Origin of the sequence: Mediterraneibacter agrestimuris (assembly GCF_943193195.1) — a bacterium.
Taxonomy (GTDB): Bacteria; Bacillota; Clostridia; order Lachnospirales; family Lachnospiraceae; genus Schaedlerella; species Schaedlerella agrestimuris.
Map to the genome: position 1 here is coordinate 114015 of NZ_CALPDG010000004.1, position 23446 is coordinate 137460.

24 protein-coding genes and 1 other annotated feature are annotated in these 23446 nt (G+C 43.9%); of the genes, 4 read left to right on the forward strand and 20 right to left on the reverse strand.

Annotated features, from left to right (window positions below):
- Window positions 1–302: 302 nt before the first annotated feature.
- From rplL to NFS18_RS03780, 12 genes are all read right to left on the reverse strand, one after another.
- Entirely contained in the window at window positions 303–677 is a 375-nt protein-coding gene (rplL, locus tag NFS18_RS03725) for a 50S ribosomal protein L7/L12 (protein WP_251388071.1), read from the reverse strand.
- A 93-nt stretch (window positions 678–770) separates the two neighbouring features.
- Window positions 771–1304 carry a 50S ribosomal protein L10 gene (rplJ, locus tag NFS18_RS03730; protein ID WP_251388073.1) on the reverse strand — a complete coding sequence of 178 codons (534 nt, stop codon included), beginning with the start codon at window positions 1302–1304 and terminating at the stop codon, window positions 771–773.
- Window positions 1305–1364: 60 nt separating this feature from the next.
- Window positions 1365–1506 (reverse strand) — a sequence feature (ribosomal protein L10 leader region).
- A 52-nt stretch (window positions 1507–1558) separates the two neighbouring features.
- Entirely contained in the window at window positions 1559–2251 is a 693-nt protein-coding gene (gene rplA / locus NFS18_RS03735) for a 50S ribosomal protein L1 (protein ID WP_251388075.1), read from the reverse strand.
- A gap of 217 nt (window positions 2252–2468) precedes the next feature.
- Window positions 2469–2897, reverse strand: a complete 429-nt coding sequence (rplK, locus tag NFS18_RS03740; protein ID WP_251388077.1) for a 50S ribosomal protein L11 — start codon at window positions 2895–2897, stop codon at window positions 2469–2471.
- A 50-nt stretch (window positions 2898–2947) separates the two neighbouring features.
- A complete protein-coding gene (nusG, locus tag NFS18_RS03745; protein ID WP_251388079.1) occupies window positions 2948–3466 on the reverse strand; it encodes a transcription termination/antitermination protein NusG in 519 nt (172 codons plus the stop codon).
- 25 nt (window positions 3467–3491) lie between these two features.
- Window positions 3492–3692, reverse strand: a complete 201-nt coding sequence (gene secE / locus NFS18_RS03750) for a preprotein translocase subunit SecE (RefSeq protein WP_251388081.1) — start codon at window positions 3690–3692, stop codon at window positions 3492–3494.
- Window positions 3693–3713: 21 nt separating this feature from the next.
- Window positions 3714–3863: a 50S ribosomal protein L33 gene (rpmG, locus tag NFS18_RS03755; protein WP_251388083.1), complete on the reverse strand. Its 150-nt coding sequence runs from the start codon at window positions 3861–3863 to the stop codon at window positions 3714–3716.
- A 145-nt stretch (window positions 3864–4008) separates the two neighbouring features.
- The gene (locus NFS18_RS03760) at window positions 4009–5160 is read right to left on the reverse strand and encodes an AI-2E family transporter (protein WP_251388085.1); all 1152 of its coding nucleotides are present in this window, start codon (window positions 5158–5160) and stop codon (window positions 4009–4011) included.
- 74 nt (window positions 5161–5234) lie between these two features.
- A complete protein-coding gene (locus NFS18_RS03765; RefSeq protein ID WP_251388087.1) occupies window positions 5235–5993 on the reverse strand; it encodes a sulfite exporter TauE/SafE family protein in 759 nt (252 codons plus the stop codon).
- Window positions 5993–7306, reverse strand: coding sequence for an amidohydrolase family protein (locus NFS18_RS03770; protein WP_251388089.1), 1314 nt, complete (start codon window positions 7304–7306; stop codon window positions 5993–5995). The genes NFS18_RS03765 and NFS18_RS03770 overlap by 1 nt, the downstream gene beginning before the upstream one ends.
- A 35-nt stretch (window positions 7307–7341) precedes the next feature.
- A complete protein-coding gene (locus NFS18_RS03775; protein ID WP_251388091.1) occupies window positions 7342–7788 on the reverse strand; it encodes a hypothetical protein in 447 nt (148 codons plus the stop codon).
- Between the two features lie 5 nt (window positions 7789–7793).
- A complete protein-coding gene (locus NFS18_RS03780; protein WP_251388093.1) occupies window positions 7794–8654 on the reverse strand; it encodes a DUF3100 domain-containing protein in 861 nt (286 codons plus the stop codon).
- Between the two features lie 229 nt (window positions 8655–8883).
- Here NFS18_RS03780 and NFS18_RS03785 point away from each other — a divergent pair, with 229 nt between their 5' ends.
- The 3 genes from NFS18_RS03785 (at window position 8884) to glgD (ending at window position 12053) form a co-directional block, all read left to right on the forward strand.
- Complete coding sequence (locus tag NFS18_RS03785) at window positions 8884–9630, forward strand: Crp/Fnr family transcriptional regulator (RefSeq protein WP_251388096.1); 747 nt, start codon at window positions 8884–8886, stop codon at window positions 9628–9630.
- Window positions 9631–9799: 169 nt separating this feature from the next.
- Window positions 9800–10939, forward strand: coding sequence for a glucose-1-phosphate adenylyltransferase (locus NFS18_RS03790; protein ID WP_251388098.1), 1140 nt, complete (start codon window positions 9800–9802; stop codon window positions 10937–10939).
- Window position 10940: 1 nt separating this feature from the next.
- Entirely contained in the window at window positions 10941–12053 is a 1113-nt protein-coding gene (gene glgD, locus NFS18_RS03795) for a glucose-1-phosphate adenylyltransferase subunit GlgD (RefSeq protein ID WP_251388100.1), read from the forward strand.
- A gap of 77 nt (window positions 12054–12130) precedes the next feature.
- Here glgD and uraA read toward each other — a convergent pair whose 3' ends face one another.
- Window positions 12131–13384, reverse strand: a complete 1254-nt coding sequence (gene uraA / locus NFS18_RS03800) for a uracil permease (RefSeq protein ID WP_251388102.1) — start codon at window positions 13382–13384, stop codon at window positions 12131–12133.
- Between the two features lie 317 nt (window positions 13385–13701).
- Between uraA and NFS18_RS03805 the strand changes: the two genes are divergently transcribed.
- A complete protein-coding gene (locus NFS18_RS03805) occupies window positions 13702–15564 on the forward strand; it encodes a sigma-54-dependent Fis family transcriptional regulator (protein WP_251388104.1) in 1863 nt (620 codons plus the stop codon).
- A gap of 64 nt (window positions 15565–15628) precedes the next feature.
- On the opposite strand, the gene NFS18_RS03810 is transcribed toward NFS18_RS03805, so the two are convergent.
- The 7 genes from NFS18_RS03810 to NFS18_RS03840 form a co-directional block, all read right to left on the reverse strand.
- Window positions 15629–17146, reverse strand: a complete 1518-nt coding sequence (locus NFS18_RS03810) for a UxaA family hydrolase (RefSeq protein ID WP_251388106.1) — start codon at window positions 17144–17146, stop codon at window positions 15629–15631.
- A 14-nt stretch (window positions 17147–17160) separates the two neighbouring features.
- Window positions 17161–18060 carry a dihydrodipicolinate synthase family protein gene (locus NFS18_RS03815; RefSeq protein WP_251388108.1) on the reverse strand — a complete coding sequence of 300 codons (900 nt, stop codon included), beginning with the start codon at window positions 18058–18060 and terminating at the stop codon, window positions 17161–17163.
- A gap of 25 nt (window positions 18061–18085) precedes the next feature.
- Window positions 18086–18976, reverse strand: a complete 891-nt coding sequence (gene garR, locus NFS18_RS03820; RefSeq protein WP_251388110.1) for a 2-hydroxy-3-oxopropionate reductase — start codon at window positions 18974–18976, stop codon at window positions 18086–18088.
- A 16-nt stretch (window positions 18977–18992) separates the two neighbouring features.
- Window positions 18993–20246 carry an enolase C-terminal domain-like protein gene (locus NFS18_RS03825; protein WP_251388112.1) on the reverse strand — a complete coding sequence of 418 codons (1254 nt, stop codon included), beginning with the start codon at window positions 20244–20246 and terminating at the stop codon, window positions 18993–18995.
- 31 nt (window positions 20247–20277) lie between these two features.
- Window positions 20278–21762 carry a tripartite tricarboxylate transporter permease gene (locus NFS18_RS03830; protein WP_251388114.1) on the reverse strand — a complete coding sequence of 495 codons (1485 nt, stop codon included), beginning with the start codon at window positions 21760–21762 and terminating at the stop codon, window positions 20278–20280.
- Between the two features lie 34 nt (window positions 21763–21796).
- Window positions 21797–22327 (reverse strand): tripartite tricarboxylate transporter TctB family protein, encoded by a 531-nt coding sequence (locus NFS18_RS03835; RefSeq protein ID WP_251388116.1) that lies wholly within the window; start codon window positions 22325–22327, stop codon window positions 21797–21799.
- 128 nt (window positions 22328–22455) lie between these two features.
- Window positions 22456–23415 carry a tripartite tricarboxylate transporter substrate binding protein gene (locus NFS18_RS03840; protein ID WP_251388118.1) on the reverse strand — a complete coding sequence of 320 codons (960 nt, stop codon included), beginning with the start codon at window positions 23413–23415 and terminating at the stop codon, window positions 22456–22458.
- Window positions 23416–23446 lie beyond the last annotated feature (31 nt).

The window sequence follows — 23446 nt, forward strand, 5'->3', positions numbered from 1 at the left end:
TGGTCTTGCGTTTTGTTCCGTAAAACCTTCTATATATAATGAAAAGAGTTTTGTCCTGCGGTAAAAAACACGAACCGCATGGTATACCTTTCCATAATAGCGCATTTTTTACTATAGCACAAAACTCTTTTTACTGTCAACAGTTATTTTCCAATTCATGTAAAAGACTCTTGACATATTATCTTTTTTGTGGTAATTGCAAAGAAGACCGCAGACAATTACTCATCTGCGGTCGTTCGCAACAGTTCAGCATTCCAGCCAATCTGTTACATTGTTCTTATAACTTTCACTCTTCGGTTGAATTATTTCAGGTTAACTTCTGCGCCTTCGCCCTCAAGCTTAGCCTTCAGTTCCTCTGCCTCCGCCTTAGAAATGCCCTCTTTGATTACCTTCGGAGCGCTGTCAACAAGATCCTTTGCTTCTTTCAGTCCAAGACCTGTTACTTCACGGACAACCTTGATAACTTTAACCTTGGAAGCTCCTGCAGAAACAAGCTCTACATCGAACTCATCTTTCTCTTCTGCTGCTGCGCCGCCGTCAGCTGCTGCTGCAACTACAACGCCTGCTGCTGCAGATACACCAAACTCTTCTTCGCATGCTTTTACTAATTCATTTAACTCTAATACTGATAACTCTTTGATAGCTTCGATCATTTCAGCTGTTGTCAATTTAGCCATTTTAAATATCCTCCATTTTAAAATTTTATTATCGCCGTATCGCCGGCTTCGTTCTGTTTCACTTTCTATACTGCCGCTTCTGCGGCGCACATCTTACTCCTCTGCAGCTGTTTCTTCTGCTGCCGGAGCCTCAACTGCAGCCTCCCCGTCTTTTTCAGCAATCTGCTTAATAACACGGGCGAAGTTTGTAATCGGTGACTGCATACTTCCAAGCAATCTGGAAAGAAGTACTTCTCTTGCCGGAATCTTAGCCAGTTCATTCAGACCGTTTACGTCATATACAGTTCCCTCAACTACACCTGCTTTCATTTCCAGCTTGTCTGCTGTCTTAGCAAACTCAGCAAGAATTCTCGCCGGAGCTGTCGCATCTTCCTTGGATACGCACAGTGCGCTTGGTCCTTCCAAATACTCATCCAGACCTGCAAACTCTGTTCCCTCAAATGCCCTCTTCATCATTGTGTTCTTACAAACCTTGTAAATAACACCGGCTTCTCTAAGCTGTTTACGAAGCTCTGTATCCTGTGCCACTGTAAGTCCACGGTAGTCAACAAGTACTACAGACTGAGCATCTTTGATGTCTTCTGCGATAGCTGCTACGATTGGTTGTTTTAATTCAACTTTTGCCACGTTCTGGTGCACCTCCTTATAGATTCTAAATGACTGCGTCCAGAGACCCTCGATAGGAAACTCCTAAAATAAAAACCTCTGTATCCAAAGACACAGAGGTTCGTAATGTTCTTAATTACTAAGATACTTATCTTCCTCGGCAGGCGTTTTCATCCTTATGCCTTACGGCACCTGCTGTCTTCGGCAGTCAATTTCCATACTAGATTAGCACTGCCGCGAGAAAATGTCAAGTGTTTTTTTATATTTAGCTACAATTACTGAAGCTTCATCGGATTCAGCTTAACGCCAGGTCCCATTGTAGATGTAAGAACTACACTCTTAAGATACTGACCTTTCACAGCTGCCGGTCTTACTTTAATAATTGCATCGATAAGCGTCTGGAAGTTGTCCGCTAACTGCTCCTCAGTAAAGGATGCTTTACCGATCGGCACATGGATAATATTTGTTTTGTCCAATCTGTACTCAATCTTACCAGCTTTGATATCGTTAACAGCTTTTGTTACGTCCATCGTAACAGTTCCTGCCTTCGGGTTCGGCATAAGACCCTTTGGTCCAAGTACACGTCCGAGACGTCCCACAACACCCATCATATCCGGTGTAGCAACAACAACATCGAAGTCAAGCCATCCTTCGTTCTGAATCTTCGGAATCAACTCATCTCCGCCTACAAAATCTGCTCCTGCCGCTTTCGCTTCCTCAGCCTTTGCATCCTTAGCAAATACAAGGATACGAACTGTTTTACCTGTTCCGTGCGGCAATACAACTGCACCGCGGATCTGCTGGTCAGCATGACGTCCGTCACACCCTGTTCTGATGTGAGCCTCGATTGTTTCATCAAATTTTGCAACTGCTGCTTTCTTTACAAGAGTAATAGCCTCTTCCTTGTCGTAAAGGTTTCCTCTTTCAATCTGTTTCGCAGCTTCAATATATTTCTTTCCTCGTTTCATTCTAATAAACCTCCTTGTGGTATTTGCGGGAACGAAGCCCTCCCACTAATTTCACTTTGTTACATCTCTATAGCAATTTTTCATCTCCATGACACAGAGAATGAATCACTGATATATGCGGCACTTTCAATGTAGTTCTTTTCGCTAAACTCGAAATAACCTCGTTAATCTCAAAGAACGGGTTCGCACTAAGTTCGGAAACACCTCACTAAGTGCTCTACGCCTCTACTACAGTTACTCCCATAGAACGGCATGTTCCTTCAATCATGCTCATAGCCGCTTCTACAGATGCTGCATTCAAGTCCGGCATCTTTGTCTTAGCAATTTCTTCTACCTGAGCCTTTGTGATCGTTGCAACCTTATTCTTGTTCGGAACACCTGAACCAGATTTAATGTTACATGCTTTCTTGATCAGAACTGCTGCCGGCGGTGTCTTTGTAACAAAACTGAAACTTCTGTCATTATAAACAGTAATAACAACCGGGATGATCAAGTCTCCCTGGTCTGCTGTTCTTGCGTTGAACTGCTTTGTGAACTCTACAATGTTCACTCCGTGCTGTCCAAGCGCAGGTCCGACCGGCGGTGCCGGAGTTGCCTTACCTGCCGGAATCTGTAACTTAATATAACCTTCTACTTTTTTTGCCATTTTTCATTACCTCCTTGTGGTATTGGCGGGACAAAATCCCTCCCACGGTTTTAATCCATCTTTTTTACTTCTGAAAAACCAAGTTCAACCGGTGTTTCACGGCCAAACAATTCTACGTTGATAGACAAGCTCTGCTTCTGCGGGTTCATCGTCTGAACCACACCGACAGTTCCTTCCCACGCGCCGCTCAATACAGTTACGGTATCGCCAATCTCGAAATCATAGTGGATATTCTCTCTCTGAATTCCGAAACGGCTCATCTCCTCTTCCTCCAGCGGCACCGGCTTGGACCCCGGTCCAACGAATCCTGTCACGCCACGGGTATTACGAACAACATACCATGTGTCATCGTTCATAATCATGTGAATCATGACATATCCCGGAAACAGCTTCTTAAGGCTCACCTTCTGAACGCCGTTCTTCATCTCAACGACCTCTTCCATCGGCACTCTTACCTCCAGAATCTGTTCTTCCAGATGACGGTTTTCGATTGTCTTATCAATGTTCGCTTTTACCTTGTTTTCATACCCGGAATAGGTATGAACTACATACCATCTTGCCTTTGACATAAAATCACCTTTCTGCTCTTGCCGATTACTTCACCAACAAGTCAATTCCATACTTCATGGCTGCGTCAATTATTGCGATCAACGCTCCCAGTAATACAGATACTGAAACAACTGCCGTTGTCTGTTTCGCAAGTGTGTTCTTATCCGGCCAAACGACTTTCTTGAACTCCGCCTTCAGTCCTTTGAACCAGCTTTTCTTCTGAGCTTTTTCTTTCTTATCACTCATCTTTCCACTTCCCTTCAACGACTATTTTGTCTCTTTGTGCAGTGTGTGTGATTTACAGAACTTGCAGTACTTCTTTGTTTCCATGCGTTCCGGATGTGTTTTCTTATCCTTGGTCATGTTGTAATTGCGGTTCTTGCATTCTGTACATTCCAATGTAATTCTTGTGCGCACAACTTCCACCTCGCTTCTTATATGCTTATTTACTTGTTACTGATGGTTGCGAGCCATCTGATTTTTAGGCATAAAAAAAAGACCTACTTCCATTCGCCAGAAAATTGTATCACAATCTGACAATGGAAGTCAAGTCTTTTCTTAGTCACTCCACACTAATCTGCTTTTTTTCAAGCCGCCTATACACATCCCCACGGAAAATCGTATAGACCACCGACACCAGAGGTATAAATATCAGCATTCCGACCACACCCATCAAGCTTCCGCCGATACTGACTGCCGCCAGCACCCAGATAGATGGTAGTCCCACAGAATTACCGACCACCTTCGGGTAGATCAGGTTACCTTCAATCTGCTGCAGTACAAGGAACAAAATTACAAAAACCACAGCCTTCCACGGATCTACCATGAGAATCAAAAATGCACCCACCGCACATCCGATAAACGCTCCAAAAATTGGAATCAATGCCGTAAAGGCAATCAGTACGCCGACCAATAGAGCATACGGAAGCCGGATGATTCCCATCACTACAAAGAACATAGATCCAAGAATCAGTGCCTCCACACACTGCCCCGTCAGGAAATTGGAAAAAGTCTTATACGTCAGAGAACAGATATCCAAAATGGACACCACCCGCTTTTCCGGCAGATATGCAAATAAAACTTTCTTAATCTGTACATGCAGTTTTTCCTTTTGCAATAAAATATAACAGGCAAATACAAAAGCAATAAAAGACGTTGTCACACTGCCCACAATACTTGTCGCTACAGAAATTGTGGAATCAAATACATTGCCGACACCATTCTTAAAAAAGCCGATTATGCCGTCAAGCATTTTGTCCCAGCTCATATTCATATCACCGATCAAAGCCAGAATTTCCTTGTTATCTTCAAACTGCATTTCCAGCCATGCAATCGCCTTCGGAATAAAACGGCTGATATTTCTTCCAAGGCTGGCAAATGTATGGCCCAACTGTGGAACCACTACAAACATCACAATTCCCACAATCCCCAGCACAAACGCAATCGTCAGCGTAAGACTTAAGGGGCGCGCCATTCGCTGTAACTTTTTATTTTTCAGCGTACTTTTATTTTTAAAAATATTCCGTTCGGCAAAACTCATCGGCACATTCAGCACAAAGGCAATTGCTCCGCCCACTGCAAACGGAAAGAGGATATTCCCCACAAAGCCAATCATATCCAAAACAATTGTATAATTCCACAGAGCAATCAGCAGAACTATGGTAAAAACGATCAGCTCACGAATATGACGTATATTTTCTTTATTAAAATTCATGCACACACCTCGCAAATATATAAATCTGTTTTTTAGTCTACCATACCTCTGCGAAATGTTCCATTAATTTTATCTTAAAATATCCCTCCCAGTTTCCATACTGCAATTGCAATTGAAAAAACCGCAATTCCTTTTTTCAGTATCTCCTGGTTGATCCGGGATGCATTCTTGCTTCCGTAAAACACACCAATTCCATGTGTCACAAGCGCCGCTATAAGAATCGGCAGGATTTTCCCCATGTCGCACTGACCTAAATAACCAATTACTGCCGGAATCCCGATAAAAATGGAATTAAACAACGCCACTCCCACCGCTGTTCGGATTGGAATCCCAAACACAACCAAAAGCGGCATAACAAGTACTGGTCCTCCTGCTCCTGACATAGAACAAATTACTCCGGTCACAAATCCAAGTGCCAACGTCAGCGGCAGCTTCTCCTCTATCGAAAATCTGTTGCTGTCTGACGTCCTCTCCTTATCTTTTCGCAGAAGAATAGAAATCCCCGACAACAGCACTACAAGATAAAGCAGCATTTGCACCTTGTCCTCAGGAATAAGCAGATTCAGTTTCACTCCTGCAACGGCTCCGATCAAACTGCCGATACTTAACTTCAATCCAAACTTTACATCCAGATTACCTGCCTTCTGATAATTCAGTGCCCCCAGGACTCCCGACACGATAAATGCAGAAAAACTAAGCGCCAGCCCTTCCGATATACTCAACCCCAGACTGGCAGTATAAAACATGGGGAGCAGAAAACCTGCTACCCCACAAAGTCCTACCAATGCTCCGACCACCAGATTGGCAGCCCCGATCATCAGCCAGATTCCCATTACAATACTCCTTCTTTCTTCATATATTCTAATGCCTCAAAGCGAATCCGCTCTTCATCCAGAGTCTTGACTACCCGATCCTCCATCAGCACCTCTCCGCCCACGATCATGTCGCGTACATCACCGGATTCTGCACACTCGAACATAGTATGCAGCAGATTTCCGCTCGGGATCAGTCTTCCCGCATCCAGATTCACACTGATCATGTCTGCCTTATAACCTGCTTCGATCCGTCCGCACGCTCCTACTTCGTCAATCGCTGCCGCTCCGCCCTCAAATACCATACGGAATAAAAGCTCTGCCGGCATCACCTTCGGATTGCGGTTCGGCACGCCGTGGTAAATATTCATCAGAGAACGGAATATCCGCATCTCATTCCACAGGCTCAAGCCGCCGTGAGCCGCTCCATCCGTACCAAATCCCGGAATGATTCCTCTTTCCACATAATCCGGGGTATCCGGCACTGCTTTCCCACAGTTGCTGAACGGGCAGTGGCAGATTTTCACGCCATGTTCTTTAATCAGCACTTTCTCTTCTTCTGAAAGAATCAGACTGTGTGCGCCTAAGAACCTGGAAGACAATACATCCATTTTCTCCAGATATTCATATGGGCGCATACCTTCCCGCTTGATAATTCCATCTACTTCACCCTGATATTCATTCATGTGCGCCTGCAGCATAGCATTGCGTTCTTTTGCATGAGCAGCCGCCAGTTCTGTCAGCTCATCAGAGCAGGAATTCAAAGCACGAAGTGAATAGTACACCTTTAAGTTTCCTTTTCCATTCCAATTCTCATACAGACTGTCTGTTTCCTGTACCGCCTGTTTTGCATCCATGGCGATGCTCTCCGGAAGTCCCTCCTCATCCATGGTAGAATAAGAAAGTCTGCCCCGCAAGCCCGTTTTCGCATATACCTCTGCCGCCGCGTCCATATGGTAGCTGCCTGCATCGATAAATGCCGTTGTTCCAGACTTTATCATCTCCAAGGCGGCTACCCGTGCCGATAGTTTCATTTTCTCCGTCGTCAGTGTGCTTTCAAAAGGCAGCATAACCCTGGTCCAGATAATCGGTTTTGCATCCAGCACAAGCCCCTTCAACAACTGCTGCCCGGTATGCATGTGACTATCGATCAGCCCCGGCATAAACAGTTTCCCTTCTCCTGAGATCACTTTATCTGCCTGATATTCCCTGCTCCCGGTTTTCACAACCTCCAGAACCTTTCCGTCGGCTACTGCAATATCCATTCCATTCTGTATCGTTTCATAATCTGTCATAACAATTGCGTTTTTAATCAGTAAATTACATGTCTCCATCTATTTATTCCTCCTTAACTGATTTTACAGTTTTATTAGATTGCTTTAAACAGCATCAGCATTAACGAATCCCAGATACAGGAACCCAAGAACGTACCTGTCATAACAAGCAGACCTACGATCAGAATTTTCGGTCCCTGTTTCACAAATGTCTTCAACTGATCGCCGATTGCCAGACCAGCGTATGCTCCTACCATGGTAAATGGCGCTGTAAAGTTGATCTTTGCTGCCGAATCAATGACAAAACCACGGATCGGAGAGAGCGGGCATGCCAGGATCAAGCCGATGATCGCACAGTATGCTACGATTGGCAGCTTCAACGGAATTGTCTTCACACAAAGAACCGCCAGCATGGAGATCCCGACCAGAACGATCAATCCCGGAAGAGAATCCAAAAATCCTACGTCATAACCGATAAAATTCGCCAGTCCTGTTCCACAGGCTCCTACCACAAGTAAGAATAACCATTCTATATATCTCATAATCTTTATTCCTCCGTTTTATTTTCTGCAAGTTTTGCTTTTCCGAAACGTCCGATCTTTGGTTCCAGTATGCAGTATAACTTATCGCACAGTGGAATTGCCAGGAACATGTTAATGTAGATACCTGTCACTCCGGCAATTGTTTCACCGACACTTGCCAGCGTCTGGATCGTCTCTGTTGCCTCCGGATAAATTGCGCAAAGAGATGCGCTTGAGCTTGCCATCATAATACCTGCGCCTACTCCTGACGCCAATCCAAGAGCCTCAGGCTGGAACCATCCTGTCATTGCTACTGCTGAAGCCATAATTCCAAAATAAATCGTACCGATCATACCGCCTACTATGTATATAGAGAGACTTCCTCTTGCCTCTGCTGAATCTGCGCCATAAATATTGTTGATCAGCGCCATATGATACTCCCGGTTGATGGAAAAGCAGGCGCCTACAGCCTCTCTCTTCATTCCCAGCAAAATTGCTACCGGAAGTGCCAGAACGATTCCAAACAAGTTTCCGAAGCCATGCAGCAGTACTGCCGGTCCCGCTTCCAGAATCGTCTCCACATTTGCGCCTGCTGTAATTCCAAGCTTTGCAATAAATGGCGCAATTCCTACAACTACCAGCTTAGATGCTGCCTTTACCTGCTCATTGTTTACAATCTTTGCCACCTGCGGTCCACAGCACACACCTAGAATGATCGCATAGAAGATCGGGAACAGAATGAACATTCCCTTTCCGATCGGAATCTCAATCTTTCCGATACTGTCTGCGATCAGGATGAAAATGAATGCCAGCAGATAAATTTTCCACTCCACCTTGATTCTCTGCCCAAGTGACTCGTAGGCAAATGCCTCTTTCTTTTTTGCCATCGTTTTTACCTCCCATACCCTGCGTCTTTCTCTTTAGCCGACGCCATCTTTTTAAGTTGCCCCTATTTTATCGAATTTTAGATTTTACAAAAAGGACATTTGAGGTGTTTTAATACAAAACTGATCTTTCTTACCAAATTTATATAATTTTCCCAAAATCCATTTGCATCCTTTGTGCATTTTGCTATACTTATAGTAATATAATATCAGAAGAAAGGAGACGGTTGATATGACATTGGAAGAATTGGAAAAAGAAGTCCCCGAATTATATGAATACACAAAAACAATGCCGCCGGATATCCGCCAAAAGGCCCGCATAAAAGTCCATCCTCCGGGAGGGCTGATCCATCAAAAAGACTGTGAACTCCAGTATCTCGGTATTGTAGCTAAAGGTGAAAACCGGGTGATTAATGAATTTGAAAACGGCAAAATATACATGATTGAAACTAATAAGGCAATAGACTTCATCGGAGAAGTTACACTTCTTGCAAACTTGCCAAAGACTTCTGTTACCATCGAGGCGCTCACTGCCAATACAATAGTATACATACCACGAAAGGATGCTGAGGAATGGGTCGACTCAGATACACATATTTTACGGAAAATGGCTCAGAGAACAGCATTTAAGTTATATCGGTCTTCCTATAATAACGGGTTGAAATTATATTACCCCCCGGCATTTCTCATTGCGGACCATCTGGTAAGACTATATGAACAGGAATTCCCGGCTGCAGGCTTACCGGAAGAGGGACCTCATATCTTTTCCGCCGGAGAAGCAGACGGTTCCTTTACGTTTACCCTCCAAAAAACACGGGAACGTCTTGGCGAGGAACTGGGTATGAACATAAAAACACTGGACCGGGCTGTCCGTTCCATGCAGAAAGACGGATTCTTTTCTCTGGTAAAAGGAAAGATTACATTTGGGCAAAATGAGTATCAGGCTTTAAAAGAGTATATCAGCACAGCAAAAGGGTGAGTATCTTGCGTTCTCCCCCTTCCTTTTCCCAATTTTATTACATAAATTATTACCATTTTATTACATAAATTTTACATAAATTTTCTTCGGTTTTTTTTACAAAAATATGGAGAAATCTGCAAAAAAATTGTATAATATACATTATAAAAATGAAAGAGAGGGTTCACTGATGAAACACAACAATATGTTAGCCATGATTTTAGCCGGCGGCCGTGGTTCCAGACTTCACGACTTAACGAACAAAGTAGCAAAACCGGCTGTTTCATATGGCGGAAAATACCGCATTGTTGATTTCCCGCTGAGCAATTGTGCAAACAGTGGTATAGATGTTGTAGGAGTTCTGACTCAATATGAATCTGTGTTACTGAACAGCTACGTTGCCGCCGGACAGCGATGGGGACTTGACGCAAAGGACAGCGGGGTATTTGTTTTGCCGCCGCGTGAAAAAGCGGACAGTGATTTAGATGTTTACCGCGGTACAGCAGATGCCATTTCACAAAATATTGATTTTATTGATACATACGAGCCGGAATATTTGCTCATTCTTTCCGGCGACCACATTTACAAAATGAATTATGATAAGATGCTTGAGCATCACAAGGCAAATAATGCAGACGCTACCATCGCCGTTATTGAAGTGCCGATGAAAGAAGCAAGTCGTTTCGGTATCATGAACACAGATGAGAACGGCATGATCGTAGAGTTTGAAGAGAAGCCTGCCAACCCAAAGAGTAATCTTGCTTCTATGGGTATCTATATCTTCAGTTGGAAGATACTTCGCAAGATGCTCCTGGCAGATATGAAGAATGCAGACTCCAGCCATGACTTCGGCAAGGATATCATCCCTGCACTTTTGAATGATGGAAAGAGACTCTGCGCATTTAAGTTCAAGGGCTACTGGAAGGATGTAGGAACTATTGATTCTCTCTGGGAAGCCAATATGGATCTGCTGAACAAGAATAATGAGCTGGATCTGAATGACCCTTCCTGGAAAATCTACACCGAAGATGTGACAACACTGCCGCATTATATCGGAGAACATGCAGATATCAAGAACGCATTTATCACACAAGGATGCGTGATCAACGGTGAAATCAAAAATTCTGTTCTTTTTACAAGCGTTAAGGTTGCCGAAGGCGCAAAGGTCATCGACAGCGTGCTGATGCCGGGCGCAGAGGTTGAAGAGGGCGCAGTTGTTATCCGGGCTTTGATTGCAAATAATGTAAAGATTGGTAAGAATGCCGTTGTAGGAAGTGCAGACAGCGAACACATTGAGCTTGTTGCAAAGCGTGTAAAGGGGGACGAGTAAGATGAAAGCATTAGGTATTGTAAACTTTTCCGGACATCATATTTATGTAAACGGTTTAGAAGATTATCGTCCGATCGGCGCATTTTCCTTCCTGGGAAGATACCGCGCAATTGATTTTCCGATTTCCAACTTGAGCAACAGCGGTATCGAAAGAATTCAGGTATATATTAATAAAAAGCCGCGTTCACTGGCTGAGCATCTGGGAACTGGACGGCATTATAACATTAACTCCAAACGCGGAAGACTACATCTGCTCTTCTCCGAAAACGGAACAGAGAATTCTCTGTACGACACGGATATCTCCGCTTATATGGAGAATATGGAGTGTATCGAAGCAGAAAGCGCTCCGTACGTTGTCATTGCCCCAAGTTATATGATTTACACACAAGATTTCAGAGAGGTATTAAAAACACATGCCGAATCCGGTGCTGACATCTCCCTGTTGTATCATTCGGTTGACAATGCACGGGAATCATTCCTAAATTGCGACCTTTTGAATCTGAACAAGCAGAAGGGTGTACAGTCTATTGAAAAGAACCGCGGAACTGCCAAGAACAGAAATGTTTTCATGGATACATATGTAATGAAAAGAGAGTTATTCATTGACCTCGTGAAGAAAGCGAGAAAGCTTTCCTCTATGTTCACTCTTCCCCAGATTGTCAATGCACTCTGTGAGGAGTTAGATATCCGTGGAATTTCCCATCGTGGATATTTCGCTACAGTTACGGATTTAAAGAGCTATTATGATGCCAACCTTTCCTTGATTGACTACAAGGATGCACAGACATTGTTCAAAGAAGACTGGCCGATTTATACAAGAACCAATGATTCATGCCCAACTCAATATTTCAACGGTTCTGATGTCAAGAAGTCTGTCGTTTCCAATGGCTGTCTCATCGGCGGTATTGTTGAGAATTCCGTAATCGGACGCGGATGTACTATCAAAGACGGCGCAATCGTGAAAAATTGTGTAATACTTCCAGATACTGTCATCGGCAAAGATGTCCATATTGAGAATCAGGTTGTGGATAAACATGCAAGAGTACTTCATGTAAAAGAATTAATCGGTAATCCACAACAGCCGGGATACATCAAGAGAAATGACATTGTTTAATCTTTCTTCTCTATATTAAAGTGTATAAAGGGAGTGCCGCTCCATAATTGATTCATCAGTTATGGAGCGGCACTCTTTTATCTGTCATTTGTCAGTTCTGCCTTATCCAGAAGAAAGAAAATCAGGCTTAGTACCATTGCAGTCACACTTGCCAGTACCATTCCTGTCAACTGAATATCTCCGAACTTCACTGCGATTCCTGACAATCCCGCCACGAATACAACAGAGGTCAATGTCAGATTTCTGGAACGGCCATAATCTACTCTTGCATCTACCAGAATCCGGATTCCCGATGCGCCGATCATGCCATACAAAAGGAAGGAAATTCCTCCGATCACCGGTCCCGGGATGGTCTGTATCAACATCGAAAGTTTGCCTACAAAAGAACAGATAATAGAAAGAATAGCTGCTCCGGCAATCACCTGTACGCTATACACTCTTGTCATCGCCATCACACCGATATTCTCACCATATGTGGTCGTCGGCACAGAACCGATCAAACCTGAAAGCATCGTAGAGAAGTTATCTCCAAACAAAGAACGGTGAAGCCCGGGGTCTTCAATCAGATTTCTTCCAATAATCTTACCTGTAACAACTTGATGTCCGATATGCTCGGACGCAATTACCAAAAGTACAGGCAGAAGCATCACGACCGCACTCACATCAAACTTTGCCATCTGAAAGTTCGGAATAGAAAACCAAGATGCCGCAGCAACTTGTGAAAAGTCCAAAATCCCACAGCAGAACGCTGCCGCATACCCTGCGATCACTGCAATCAGAATTGAGATAACTGATAAAAATCCGCGGAACAATACACTTCCGAAGACTGCAACTCCCAGTGTAACAGCAAATACGATCACATTTTTCATATCAATCTGCTCATCCAGCAGCCCCGCATTGCTTGCCGCAGATCCTGACAGCTCCAGACCAATCAGTGCAACTACAGGCCCCATAGCTGCCGGCGGCAGAACAACATCAATCCATTTTGTCCCGCATTTATAAATGATGAAGGACAGAATACATCCGCAGAAACCAACTGCCACGAATCCACCCAATGCGTATTCATAACCCATCTCGCTGATGACAATCCCCGCAGGTGCCAGAAATGCAAAGCTGGAACCCAGATATGCAGGTGCTTTGCCTTTTGTCACTGCAATAAAAATGAGGGTCCCCACACCGTTCATAAACAACACGATCGCCGGATTGATGCCAAAGATAAACGGTACCAGAACTGAAGCGCCGAACATTGCAAACATATGCTGGATACTAAGAGGCACCAGCATCCGGACAGGAACCTTCTCCTCTACCTGAATAATTTTTTTACTCTCCATGCTTTTCTCCTTTAGCTTATTCTTAACCAGCTGATATCCTCTGCCGCTTTGCGGCGGCAGCCCGACATACCGGCTTAGATTACACATCATGCAATCACGAAACCATTATATCACAGAATAACAATTTTTCCACTGAAAACCGCCTTTGCAAATCATAATCCACTTTTTCATTGCCCTGACCCATGAAAATCATGGTATAATTCATAAGTGAAGTATCAGATTCCGCGCAGACAGCAAAAGCAGTTCTGAATACAATCATTTTAAAAAGGAGAGCATTGATTATGTCAAAAATCGCAGTACTTCTTCCCCGGGAAAGTATGCTAAAGCAGGCAAAAAAGGTCATTAAGGAAGAGCATATAGATATCCACACATTAAAAGTCATTGAAACTGTAGATACCATAGCCGAAGCCAGAAAGGCTGTAGAAAACGGCGCCGAGATTATTGTAGCAAGAGGCGCCCAGGCTTCTTATATCAAATCATATACTGAAATCCCCTTAGTAGAAATTAAAATGACCGGACAAGAATTAGGTCTGCTGATAAAAAAAGCAAAGCATATGATCAACAAGGAAATCCCCTCCATAGCAATTATCGGTTATAAGAACATGTACAGTGACATGTCATATTTTGAGGAAATATTTGATATTAAACTGCAGTCTGTCTTTATTAACAATATCGATCAGATAGAATCTGCAATAGACCATGCCGTTACTGCGGGTACCGATCTTCTTATCGGCGGCGATGTTGTCAACCGCCTTGCACGCCAAAAGGGAATTCCGGCCCTCTTTGTAGAATCAACAGAAGATTCTATACGAAACGCCTTAAAAATCGCACGTCAAATGAGCTATACAGCTGAAACTGAAAAAAGGCATATCGCACAATTTGCCGCTGTATTAGATGCCTCTTTTAACGCAATCATCAAAATAGATACCAAAAAAAGAGTAACTATCGTAAATCCCCCTTTTGAAACATTAATAGGGAAAAAGGCGGAACAGTTACTTGGAAAAAACATACTGGACATTGTTCCTGAAATCGGTGAACAAATGATTGACTCCATACTAAATGGCCGCCGCGACTCCATCAACCTTTCTGTACGTTTTCGCGATAATCCAACCATGCTGACAATTGCGCCTATCTGTACCCAAGACGACATCAGCGGCGCTATTCTCTCATGTTATCTTTTGACAAAATCTACAAAGCATGCAACCGATAAGTCTCGTATTATGTATCTGAAAGGCTACAACGCAATCCACCATTTTTCTGATCTGGATACAGAAAATGAAGCAATGAAGAAATGTGTTGAATTAGGCAAAATATATGCTTTATCTTCACAGCCTGTCCTAATTTGCGGTGAATGCGGGACGAACAAGGAGCTTTTTGCACAATGCATCCACAACAACAGCACATACAAAAAAGGCCCGTTTATAACACTCAACTTAAGCTCCATGTCAGATGATACGCAAATGAAATATCTTTTCGGAAATCCCGATGCAGCTGACCAGATTCAAAAGAAAGGAGCTTTAGCCGCAAGCGATACAGGCACTCTGCTCATTTCAGAGATTGAAGCCTTAGCCCCGATTACCCAGTCCCGGCTTTATCGGGCCCTGCGCTATAAAATTTTGATACAAAACGATGCAGAAAACTTTCAGCCCATTAACAACCGTCTTATCGTTACAACCTCTGTAAAACTTACGGATTATGTAAATGCAGGTTCTTTCAGAAAAGATTTATATTATCTTATTAACGGACTGGTAATGCAGATTCCTCCTCTGCGGCAGCGAAAACAAGATATCAAAAAAATTATTTTGGACGCAAAAAATGCATTTGCCGAACAATACTCAAGATTTTTAACATTTCCGGAAAGTTCAATTGAAGTCTTAATAAATTATGACTGGCCCGGAAATGAAATCCAGCTGACAGCTTTCTTGGAGCGGTTATTTTTAACAGCCCCGCACAAATCAATTGGCGAGGCATATGTAAGATATCTGTTAGATGAGTTATATCCCGTTCAGACAGACTCCCCTGATCCGGTATCGATGTATTATCATCCAGAAGCCGAACAGTTAAAAACAATGCTTACCAAATATCATGGAAACAGAAAAAAGATTGCTGACGAGCTGGGAATCAGCACAACGACCTTATGGCGGCGTCTAAAAAAATACGGCATTATAGCCGAAAGTTAAAAAAGGAATCGGTGTTTTACAGATAACTATCTTTCTGTGAAACATCGATTCCTTTTGCTTTGATTCAGGTAATCGGGGCCGGGTTGAAAATACACATGTCATTATGAAATCCATACAAATCACTATAGGGCACATGCACGCCGCTCGCTACATCCAATATCATTTCAAAAATTTCCGTACCCACCTCGGCAATCGTCGCCTTTCCTGTCGCCACATCCCCGGCAGAAATATCAATCATATCAAACCAATGGTCTTTCATCTCATTTCTGCTGCATATTTTTATAACGGGACAGATATCCAGTCCATAAGGTGTTCCCCTTCCTGTCATAAATACTTGAAGCCCTATTCCGCTTGCCGCCTGGCTTGGACCGCACACAATATCACTTGCCGGAGCTGCCGCAAAAATCAGTCCCTTCTTTGAAGGCAGTTCCGCCGGAGAAAGAACCTCGACAATCGGACTGCTGCCGCTCTTCGCAATACTTCCCATTGCCTTCTCCACAATATTCGCCAAACCGCCCTGCTTATTCCCCGGTGTGGGATTTGCGTCTCTGTCTACGCCTCCCTCCTCCAAATAATTGTCATACCAGCGCATTTCTTCTGCCAGCCGGTCACGCACTTCCTTATCTTTGCATCTTGCCGCCAGCATATGCACACCGTCACGCACTTCTGTCACTTCACTGAACAGTACGCTTGCGCCGCCTCTTACCAACATATCGGCGGCGTATCCCACGCTTGGATTGGCTGAGATTCCCGAAAAAGCGTCGCTGCCGCCGCACTGCATACCGATGACAAGCTCGCTCAGCGGCAGTTCTTCCCTCTCTCTCTGATTCAGCCGCTTTAGCTTTCTTTCCGCCATCTCCAAAATCGCATGCATCATAGCATCATGTCCGGCATACTCCTGAAGTGTCAGGACATTTTCCGGTGTAATATCTTCTTCCGGCAATATTTTATCATATGTGAGCTTTTCACACCCCAGTCCTATAACCATAATCTCACCCCCAAAATTAGGATGGCGGATCAGATTCCTTATAGAGCGGATAGGAATATGTGCCAGGGGGGCGTTGATTGCCACGCCGCAGCCATAAGGATGCGTCACAGCTGCCACATCATCCACATTCGGGTATTTTGGCAGCAGCTCCCGCCTGATCCTCTCAGCAGCCGCCCGCACTACTCCAGCCGCACACTGTACCGTAGTCACAATCCCTAAGATATTTTTTGTACCCGCCGACCCCGCGGCATTACGGTATCCTCGCCACACTGTCCTGACAGGTTTCGGCAGACTCTCCATTTCTACAATGTTTGTGCCATATTCCATATCATCAAGAGAAGGACTTTGGGGCAGCTTAAGCATATGCTCATTTACCCATTCTCCCTTTGCAATGCCGCGCACAGCATATCCAATAACCACTCCATAACGAATAACCTCCCCGCCTGACGCTATATCACACAAAGCTACTTTGTGAGCCTGCGGTATGTCCTGCCTGCACTGGATATCCTCCGTTATCCAAGTCCCCTCCGAAAGATCCCTGACAGCTACTGCCACATTATCCCGCTCTGCAATTTTTACATATAAACGTTCCATTTTTCTCCTCACATCTATAACAATCCTGCTGCCCGCATAGAATCCACCATGTTATCCAGCGCCTTCCCCGCCGGCGTCGGCAGATTTGGCTTATAGGGAAGCCCTATTTTTCTCCCCCGCAAATTTGCCATATCCTTCGCTGCCACAGGAAAGCTGGCTCCATCCATTGAAATACGGACCGGATTTAATTTAAACTGTGCCTCCAACGCCCCTTCTAAATCGCCTGTCACAAATTTATTGTACACGTCAGTAATCAATTCCGGCATAAAATTCGCTGACGTACACACTCCTCCTACAGCCCCGTGGCACATGGATGCATAGAGCAGAGTATCCTTCCCGCCAAATACTTTAAAGTTAATATCTCTTGTACGGCGGATATATTCCGACGTCAGCGTAATATCACCGCTTGTATCCTTGATGCCGACAATATTTTTCACCTCATGCGCAAGACATTCTACTATATTTGCAGATAAACCATAGCCCACACGCCCCGGATTATTATATAACAGTACTGGCAGCCCTTGGACAAATTCAGCAATCGTCCGAAAATGAAGCAGCAATTCCTTCTCAGTCGGTTTTAAAAACATTGGCTGAAGGATAGAAATACCGGACGCGCCTTTCTCCTGCGCCATTTTCGCCAGACGGCAGCATTTCTTTGTACTGATTGCACCAATACCAAAGTAAACCGGCACTCTCCCCGCCGCCTGATCTATTATAATGCGTAACCCCCGCTCCATCTCATCTTCTTCAAGAGCATAAAATTCTCCATTGCTCCCAAACGCCAGAATCCCCAGTACGCCTCCGTCAATCACATAATCCACATGTTTTCTGAGCTTATCCTCGTCAATATATTCATCTTTATCAACTGGTGTGAGAATCGGAACAATAACTCCTTTAATAAAATCTATATTCATAACACTCTTCCATTCTCCTGTTACTTTATTTTTCCGGCGTCACTATCGTATTGGCTATCTTTTCGTAATATTTCACAATGCTGGAATGATCTTCCTTTTCAAAGCCATCCGCTTTAAGCCCCTGCATAATTTCCATCAGCTGACTTGCCAGCGGCACCGGTGAACTAATTACATGTGCGGCATTCAATGCATTATTCAGATCTTTGATATGTAATTCAATACGGAAGCCCGGCTCAAAATTCCGCTCCAGCATCATAGGCGCTTTCGCATCCATAACTGTAGAACCAGCCAGTCCGCCCCGGATCGCCTGATAAACAAGAGCCGGATCCGTTCCCGCCTTCTTTGCAAAAGTCAATGCTTCCGATACTGCCGCAATGTTCACAGCTACAATAATTTGATTTGCAAGCTTTGCAACATTTCCCGCTCCCAATTCTCCTACATATACAACAGAACCCGCCATCACCATCAGCATATCGTAATATTGGTCAAACAATTCCTTTTTTCCACCCACCATAACAGATAATGTGCCGTCAATAGCCTTTGGCTCCCCGCCTGAGACCGGCGCGTCAAGCATTTCTATGCCAAGCTTCTCCAGTTCTGCGCCGATTGCTTTACTTTCCGTTGGGTCAATAGAACTCATATCAATTAAAACAGTTCCTGGCTTCGCACCTTCGGCTACACCATCTTTGCCCAGAACAGCCGCCCTTACATGAGGTGAATTCGGAACCATTGTAATCACTGCCGGAACCTGAGCCGCCAGCTCCTTTCCGCTCCCGGCAGCTGCCGCCCCGCAGGAAACCAGTTCATCCACAACCTGCTTGTTAAAATCAAAAACAACCAGCTCATACCCCGCCTTCAACAAGTTCTTTGCCATCGGACGTCCCATAATCCCCAAACCAATAAATCCTATTTTCATATCACATACCCTCTTTCTACTTAATAATATTCTGATTGATGTAATCCCAGTTCAACATATAACCACATCCTGGTCGTTCCGGCACATGGATATAGCCTTCATCATCCATATAATCAGCCGCTTCAAGAAGCCATGGCGGTATTGTATCATATTCTAAAAATGGATGGAGCAGCCCGCGCTCATAATACTTCCCTGGTATTCCCATTGCCGCAAGCACCTGAATCGTATCAGCGCCCCCCGCATGCACCTCCAGCGGCATTCCGTTCAATTCACAAAGATGAACAATTTTCATAAAAGGAGTGATTCCGCCAACATCCGTCAGACCTGCCCGTACAATATCACATGCCTTACTCCGGATCCACTCAGCCCGGGTCTGCCCTTTTCCATGAGCTGTTTCTGGTCCGCAGACTGACAATCCAGGAAGCTTTGATGTCAGCCACCTGTACGCCTCGATATCATACTCATCCATAGGCTCTTCCATCCATTCAAAGTTCAGCTTCTCCAGCTCTCTTCCGATATATAACGCTTGTTCTCTCGTATAATTGTGGAACGGATCAAGGAAAAGAGGCACATCATCTCCAACCGCCTCCCGGACCGCCCTGCATGCGTCCAGATCCCGTTCAATATCCGGCAGACCAGAGATTTTATTATCTGCCCATTTTTCATCCATCCAGGTATGCAGCTTGATTCCTCTGTATCCTCTTTTCACAAGCTTTTTTGCATAGCTTCCATAAGCCTCCGGGGTATCAAGTCCTGACGGAATGTCGTCGCCGACCATGATACTTCCATATGCCGGAATTCTGGTACGATGTCCGCCTAATATTTTATAAATCGGAAGCTTCACCGCCTTTCCAAACAGATCCCACAATGCAGTATCAACAACTCTGACAACCTCATCTCCAATAGGTATCGCGCCTCCAATCCGCTGCATCCGGAAGATTTTTGTAAAAATCTTCTCCCTGCACATCGGGTCTTCTCCTATCAGGATAGGCTTCAATTTATTGATTGCCGCTGAAAGGAAATGTCCCGTTCCTGCAAGCTCATAATTTACAAGGGTATCATCCTCTACCGCACTCTCGTCAAATACCTTTGACGGCGTCTGCCAGATATCTGCTGACAAATACTGTCCTACGATCCCCTCATCAGTCTCAATTTCCACAAGTGAAACGGATGAATCACGTTTTTTGCAGGGATGCATATGACCATCCTTGTCACTGCCCAGCCAGGTATCCTTTTTAAAACGAATCACTCGAACATCTGTAATCTTCATTTTTACCTCCAATTTCTTTTGTATATTCAATTTAAATATTTTTCTTTTTCAGCCTTGCATATCTTATGATATTAACCCCAAAGAAAATCAGGGATAATACAATAAATACTGCCGCGATTGGATATGAGAAAAATTCTGTCAGACTTCCGCCAGTCATCTGCAATCCTCTGCGGAGATATTTTTCTGCGTATCCTCCTAACAAAAACCCCAAAAGTACCGGCGCCTGCGGATAATCAACCAATTCCAGACATTTACCTACAATTCCTGCAATTAAGAAAACATAAATCTCAAAAACACGGGAATTATTAGAAAATGCGCCGACAACACACAATACCATTACAATAGGCATCAAAATATATTGCGGCAGGTTCAAAAGACGGATGATATATTTCAGACATACAAACATAATCACCAGCATGGCAATGGATGACAATGTCATAGACGCAAACATGGAGTAAACCACATCCCCGCTGTTTTCAAACAAAAGCGGTCCTGGCTGTAAACCATGAATCATCATTGCCCCCAGCAAAATTGCCGTAACACCATCCCCCGGTATCCCCAATGTCAGAAGCGGTACCATCGCCCCGCCGATTGTCGCATTATTCGCAGCCTCTGTTGCTACAACCCCATCGATACATCCTTGCCCAAATTCTTCAGGATGCTTTGAAATTCCTTTGACAGCACCGTATGCCATCAATCCCGATGTTGTGCCTCCGATCCCCGGCAAAATACCAATTCCGATTCCAGTCAGACCTGCAACAACAATATTTTTCACTTGGGCTATGATTTCCCTGCAAGACACACCCAGCCCTTTTAAATTTAAATCCTGTATGGAATAGCTGACCGTTTTTTCTCCTGTTTTTAAAACAGATGCAAGCGCGAACACACCAACTACAATCGGGGTAATCGCAAGCCCTGTCTGCAGCTGACGAAATCCAAATGTAAACCTTGCCATTCCGTCAACAGGTGTCGTACCGATCATTGCAAGGGAAAGTCCGATAAACATACTGATCAGACCTTTCAGCAAATCCTTTCCCGCAAGCAGCGTAACCAGAGTAAGGGCAAAAAAGATCACCGAGAACATTTCTACCGGTCCAAACTTAACAGCAATACTTGCAATTGCCGGCGCAATGAACATCAATGCAAAAATACTGAGTACTGTTCCTAAAAAAGATACAACGATCGCCATCCCAAGAGCTTTTCCGCCAAGACCTTTTTTTGTCATCGGATAACCGTCAAAGGTTGTTGCAATTGAAGCGCCTGTTCCCGGTATCCCCAGCAAAATTGCCGATACCAGCCCGCCAGACTGTCCGCCTATATATAAAGCCATCAAAAAAGCGAACGCTGTATATTTTTCCATGCCATATGTAGCCGTCAATCCAATTACCACAGCCATCGTCCCTGAAATTCCGGGCAGCGCGCCGCAGATAATGCCAAAGCCTGTTCCTATAAGAATCAGCAGGATATTAAGCGGCGTAATAACATCAACATAACTTGTAATAATCTGCTCTAACATAAAATTGTTTCTCCTCCTCTATTTACCAGTCAATTTATGGAAGAATTATATTAAAACCGTAACTAAATATAAAATAAATTCCTGCTGAAAACAGAATAGCCAGTAAAATAATCACTTTCAAATTTCTTTTTTCTTTTTGAGAATAAAGTAACATAGATATCAGCAGGTACAATCCGCTGGAAATCATAAATCCAATCTGTCCAATCAAAATCACATAAACGATACAAAGAAATAACATCGATATCTCATAGTGTTCTCTCATTTTTCCAATCAAACTGGTTTTCTCAGATTTTACTTTTATCTTTGCTTCCTCTGTTACTTCATCTGTACAATTCCGGTAAGTTTTTACAATGTCAATCATCTTCCTGATCAAATACAATATAATCAACAATAAACCGACACCTGATACAATTCTGGCATATCCGTCAGATCCCAGTGAATCAAACTCACTTTTTTGAAACATATACGATGAAATAAACTGGTATAATAACCAACATCCAAAAAGAACAGGGACAAAAAAATCTTTCACTCCGCCATTCTGCTTAATAGCCTTTCTCAACCTCATCCTAGATTCCTCCTAACTGATCATCTGACATTTTGAGGGTGTCCTCAAACTATGCTTTTATTCATAGAAAGAACACCCTCCTCATCCAAAAATCTGTCTTTTTAATTAACACCACTATACTGTTTTTATTACATTAAATCTTTGTATGGAAGAAGCGCGTCCAGCCAATCATTCATTGACTTAGTAGCTGTTTCGGAATCTTCATAGGTCGGATAAAATCCAAGCGTTTCTAATCTATCGCCAACCTCCGGATCAGCAAGTATTTTTTCCATAGCTGTATTGAATTTTACAACAATTTCTTCTGGGAGATCTTTTTGGCCGAACCATGCCATCATTTGGCCGCCCCATACAAAATCGATTCCCTGTTCCTGACATGTCTCAAGATCCGGGGCCAATGGATTTCTTTCGGTGCCATAAACACCCAGCATACGGAAATCCCCACTCTCCTCGTACTCTTTTGCTGATCCTACATTTAAAAAGATCAAATCCAGTTTGTCACCAAGAAGACCCGCCACACGTTCGGCATCAGCGCCATAATCTAAATATTTTAGTTTACCACCAATGGAATCTTCAAACATTTTTGCCTGGAGGAAGCTTCCTCCTCCTGTTTCAACACCGATACGAACCGTTTCCGGATTTGCTTTGATATCGTCAACAAGATCCTGCAATGTTTCATACTTGGAATCTGCTTTCACACAAATTGCCCCCGGATAGTCTCTGCATGTAATATCTATCACCTTCATCTTGTCTGTCGCCTTATAATCAACTGCCCCGGTAATATATCCGGTCATCATTGTATTATGATAATACATCAATGTATATCCATCTGGATCTGCCGCCATCATTTCATCAGCCGCAATTCCGCCTGAAGCGCCCTCCTGGTTCACCACGGAAATAGATGTTCCAAGCTCTTCTTCCAGATATTCCGCGAATACACGGCATGTATTGTCTGTTGTTCCACCTGGAGAAGCCGGTACATACACCGTAATATTCTCACTCGGCCACTCCTTTTCTTTTGGACTGCACCCAACGGCTGCCAGTGCCATCACACCTATCAAAGCGCCCGCCATAATCTTTTTCAATTTCATCTTCATATCCTCCTCTTGTCATTGGTTGTTT

Coding starts and splice junctions, on each gene's coding strand:
- rplL (WP_251388071.1), bottom strand. CDS start 677: ATGGCTAAATTGACAACAGCTGAAATGATCGAAGCTATCAAAGAGTTA.
- nusG (WP_251388079.1), bottom strand. CDS start 3,466: ATGTCAAAGGCAAGATGGTATGTAGTTCATACCTATTCCGGGTATGAA.
- rplK (WP_251388077.1), bottom strand. CDS start 2,897: ATGGCAAAAAAAGTAGAAGGTTATATTAAGTTACAGATTCCGGCAGGT.
- NFS18_RS03810 (WP_251388106.1), bottom strand. CDS start 17,146: ATGGAACGTTTATATGTAAAAATTGCAGAGCGGGATAATGTGGCAGTA.
- NFS18_RS03780 (WP_251388093.1), bottom strand. CDS start 8,654: ATGGCAAAAAAGAAAGAGGCATTTGCCTACGAGTCACTTGGGCAGAGA.
- NFS18_RS03775 (WP_251388091.1), bottom strand. CDS start 7,788: ATGAGATATATAGAATGGTTATTCTTACTTGTGGTAGGAGCCTGTGGA.
- NFS18_RS03765 (WP_251388087.1), bottom strand. CDS start 5,993: ATGGGAATCTGGCTGATGATCGGGGCTGCCAATCTGGTGGTCGGAGCA.
- secE (WP_251388081.1), bottom strand. CDS start 3,692: ATGAGTGATAAGAAAGAAAAAGCTCAGAAGAAAAGCTGGTTCAAAGGA.
- rplA (WP_251388075.1), bottom strand. CDS start 2,251: ATGAAACGAGGAAAGAAATATATTGAAGCTGCGAAACAGATTGAAAGA.
- NFS18_RS03805 (WP_251388104.1), top strand. CDS start 13,702: ATGCTAAAGCAGGCAAAAAAGGTCATTAAGGAAGAGCATATAGATATC.
- uraA (WP_251388102.1), bottom strand. CDS start 13,384: ATGGAGAGTAAAAAAATTATTCAGGTAGAGGAGAAGGTTCCTGTCCGG.
- NFS18_RS03815 (WP_251388108.1), bottom strand. CDS start 18,060: ATGAATATAGATTTTATTAAAGGAGTTATTGTTCCGATTCTCACACCA.
- NFS18_RS03830 (WP_251388114.1), bottom strand. CDS start 21,762: ATGTTAGAGCAGATTATTACAAGTTATGTTGATGTTATTACGCCGCTT.
- garR (WP_251388110.1), bottom strand. CDS start 18,976: ATGAAAATAGGATTTATTGGTTTGGGGATTATGGGACGTCCGATGGCA.
- NFS18_RS03825 (WP_251388112.1), bottom strand. CDS start 20,246: ATGAAGATTACAGATGTTCGAGTGATTCGTTTTAAAAAGGATACCTGG.
- glgD (WP_251388100.1), top strand. CDS start 10,941: ATGAAAGCATTAGGTATTGTAAACTTTTCCGGACATCATATTTATGTA.
- NFS18_RS03760 (WP_251388085.1), bottom strand. CDS start 5,160: ATGAATTTTAATAAAGAAAATATACGTCATATTCGTGAGCTGATCGTT.
- NFS18_RS03785 (WP_251388096.1), top strand. CDS start 8,884: ATGACATTGGAAGAATTGGAAAAAGAAGTCCCCGAATTATATGAATAC.
- NFS18_RS03840 (WP_251388118.1), bottom strand. CDS start 23,415: ATGAAATTGAAAAAGATTATGGCGGGCGCTTTGATAGGTGTGATGGCA.
- NFS18_RS03790 (WP_251388098.1), top strand. CDS start 9,800: ATGAAACACAACAATATGTTAGCCATGATTTTAGCCGGCGGCCGTGGT.
- NFS18_RS03770 (WP_251388089.1), bottom strand. CDS start 7,306: ATGGAGACATGTAATTTACTGATTAAAAACGCAATTGTTATGACAGAT.
- NFS18_RS03835 (WP_251388116.1), bottom strand. CDS start 22,327: ATGAGGTTGAGAAAGGCTATTAAGCAGAATGGCGGAGTGAAAGATTTT.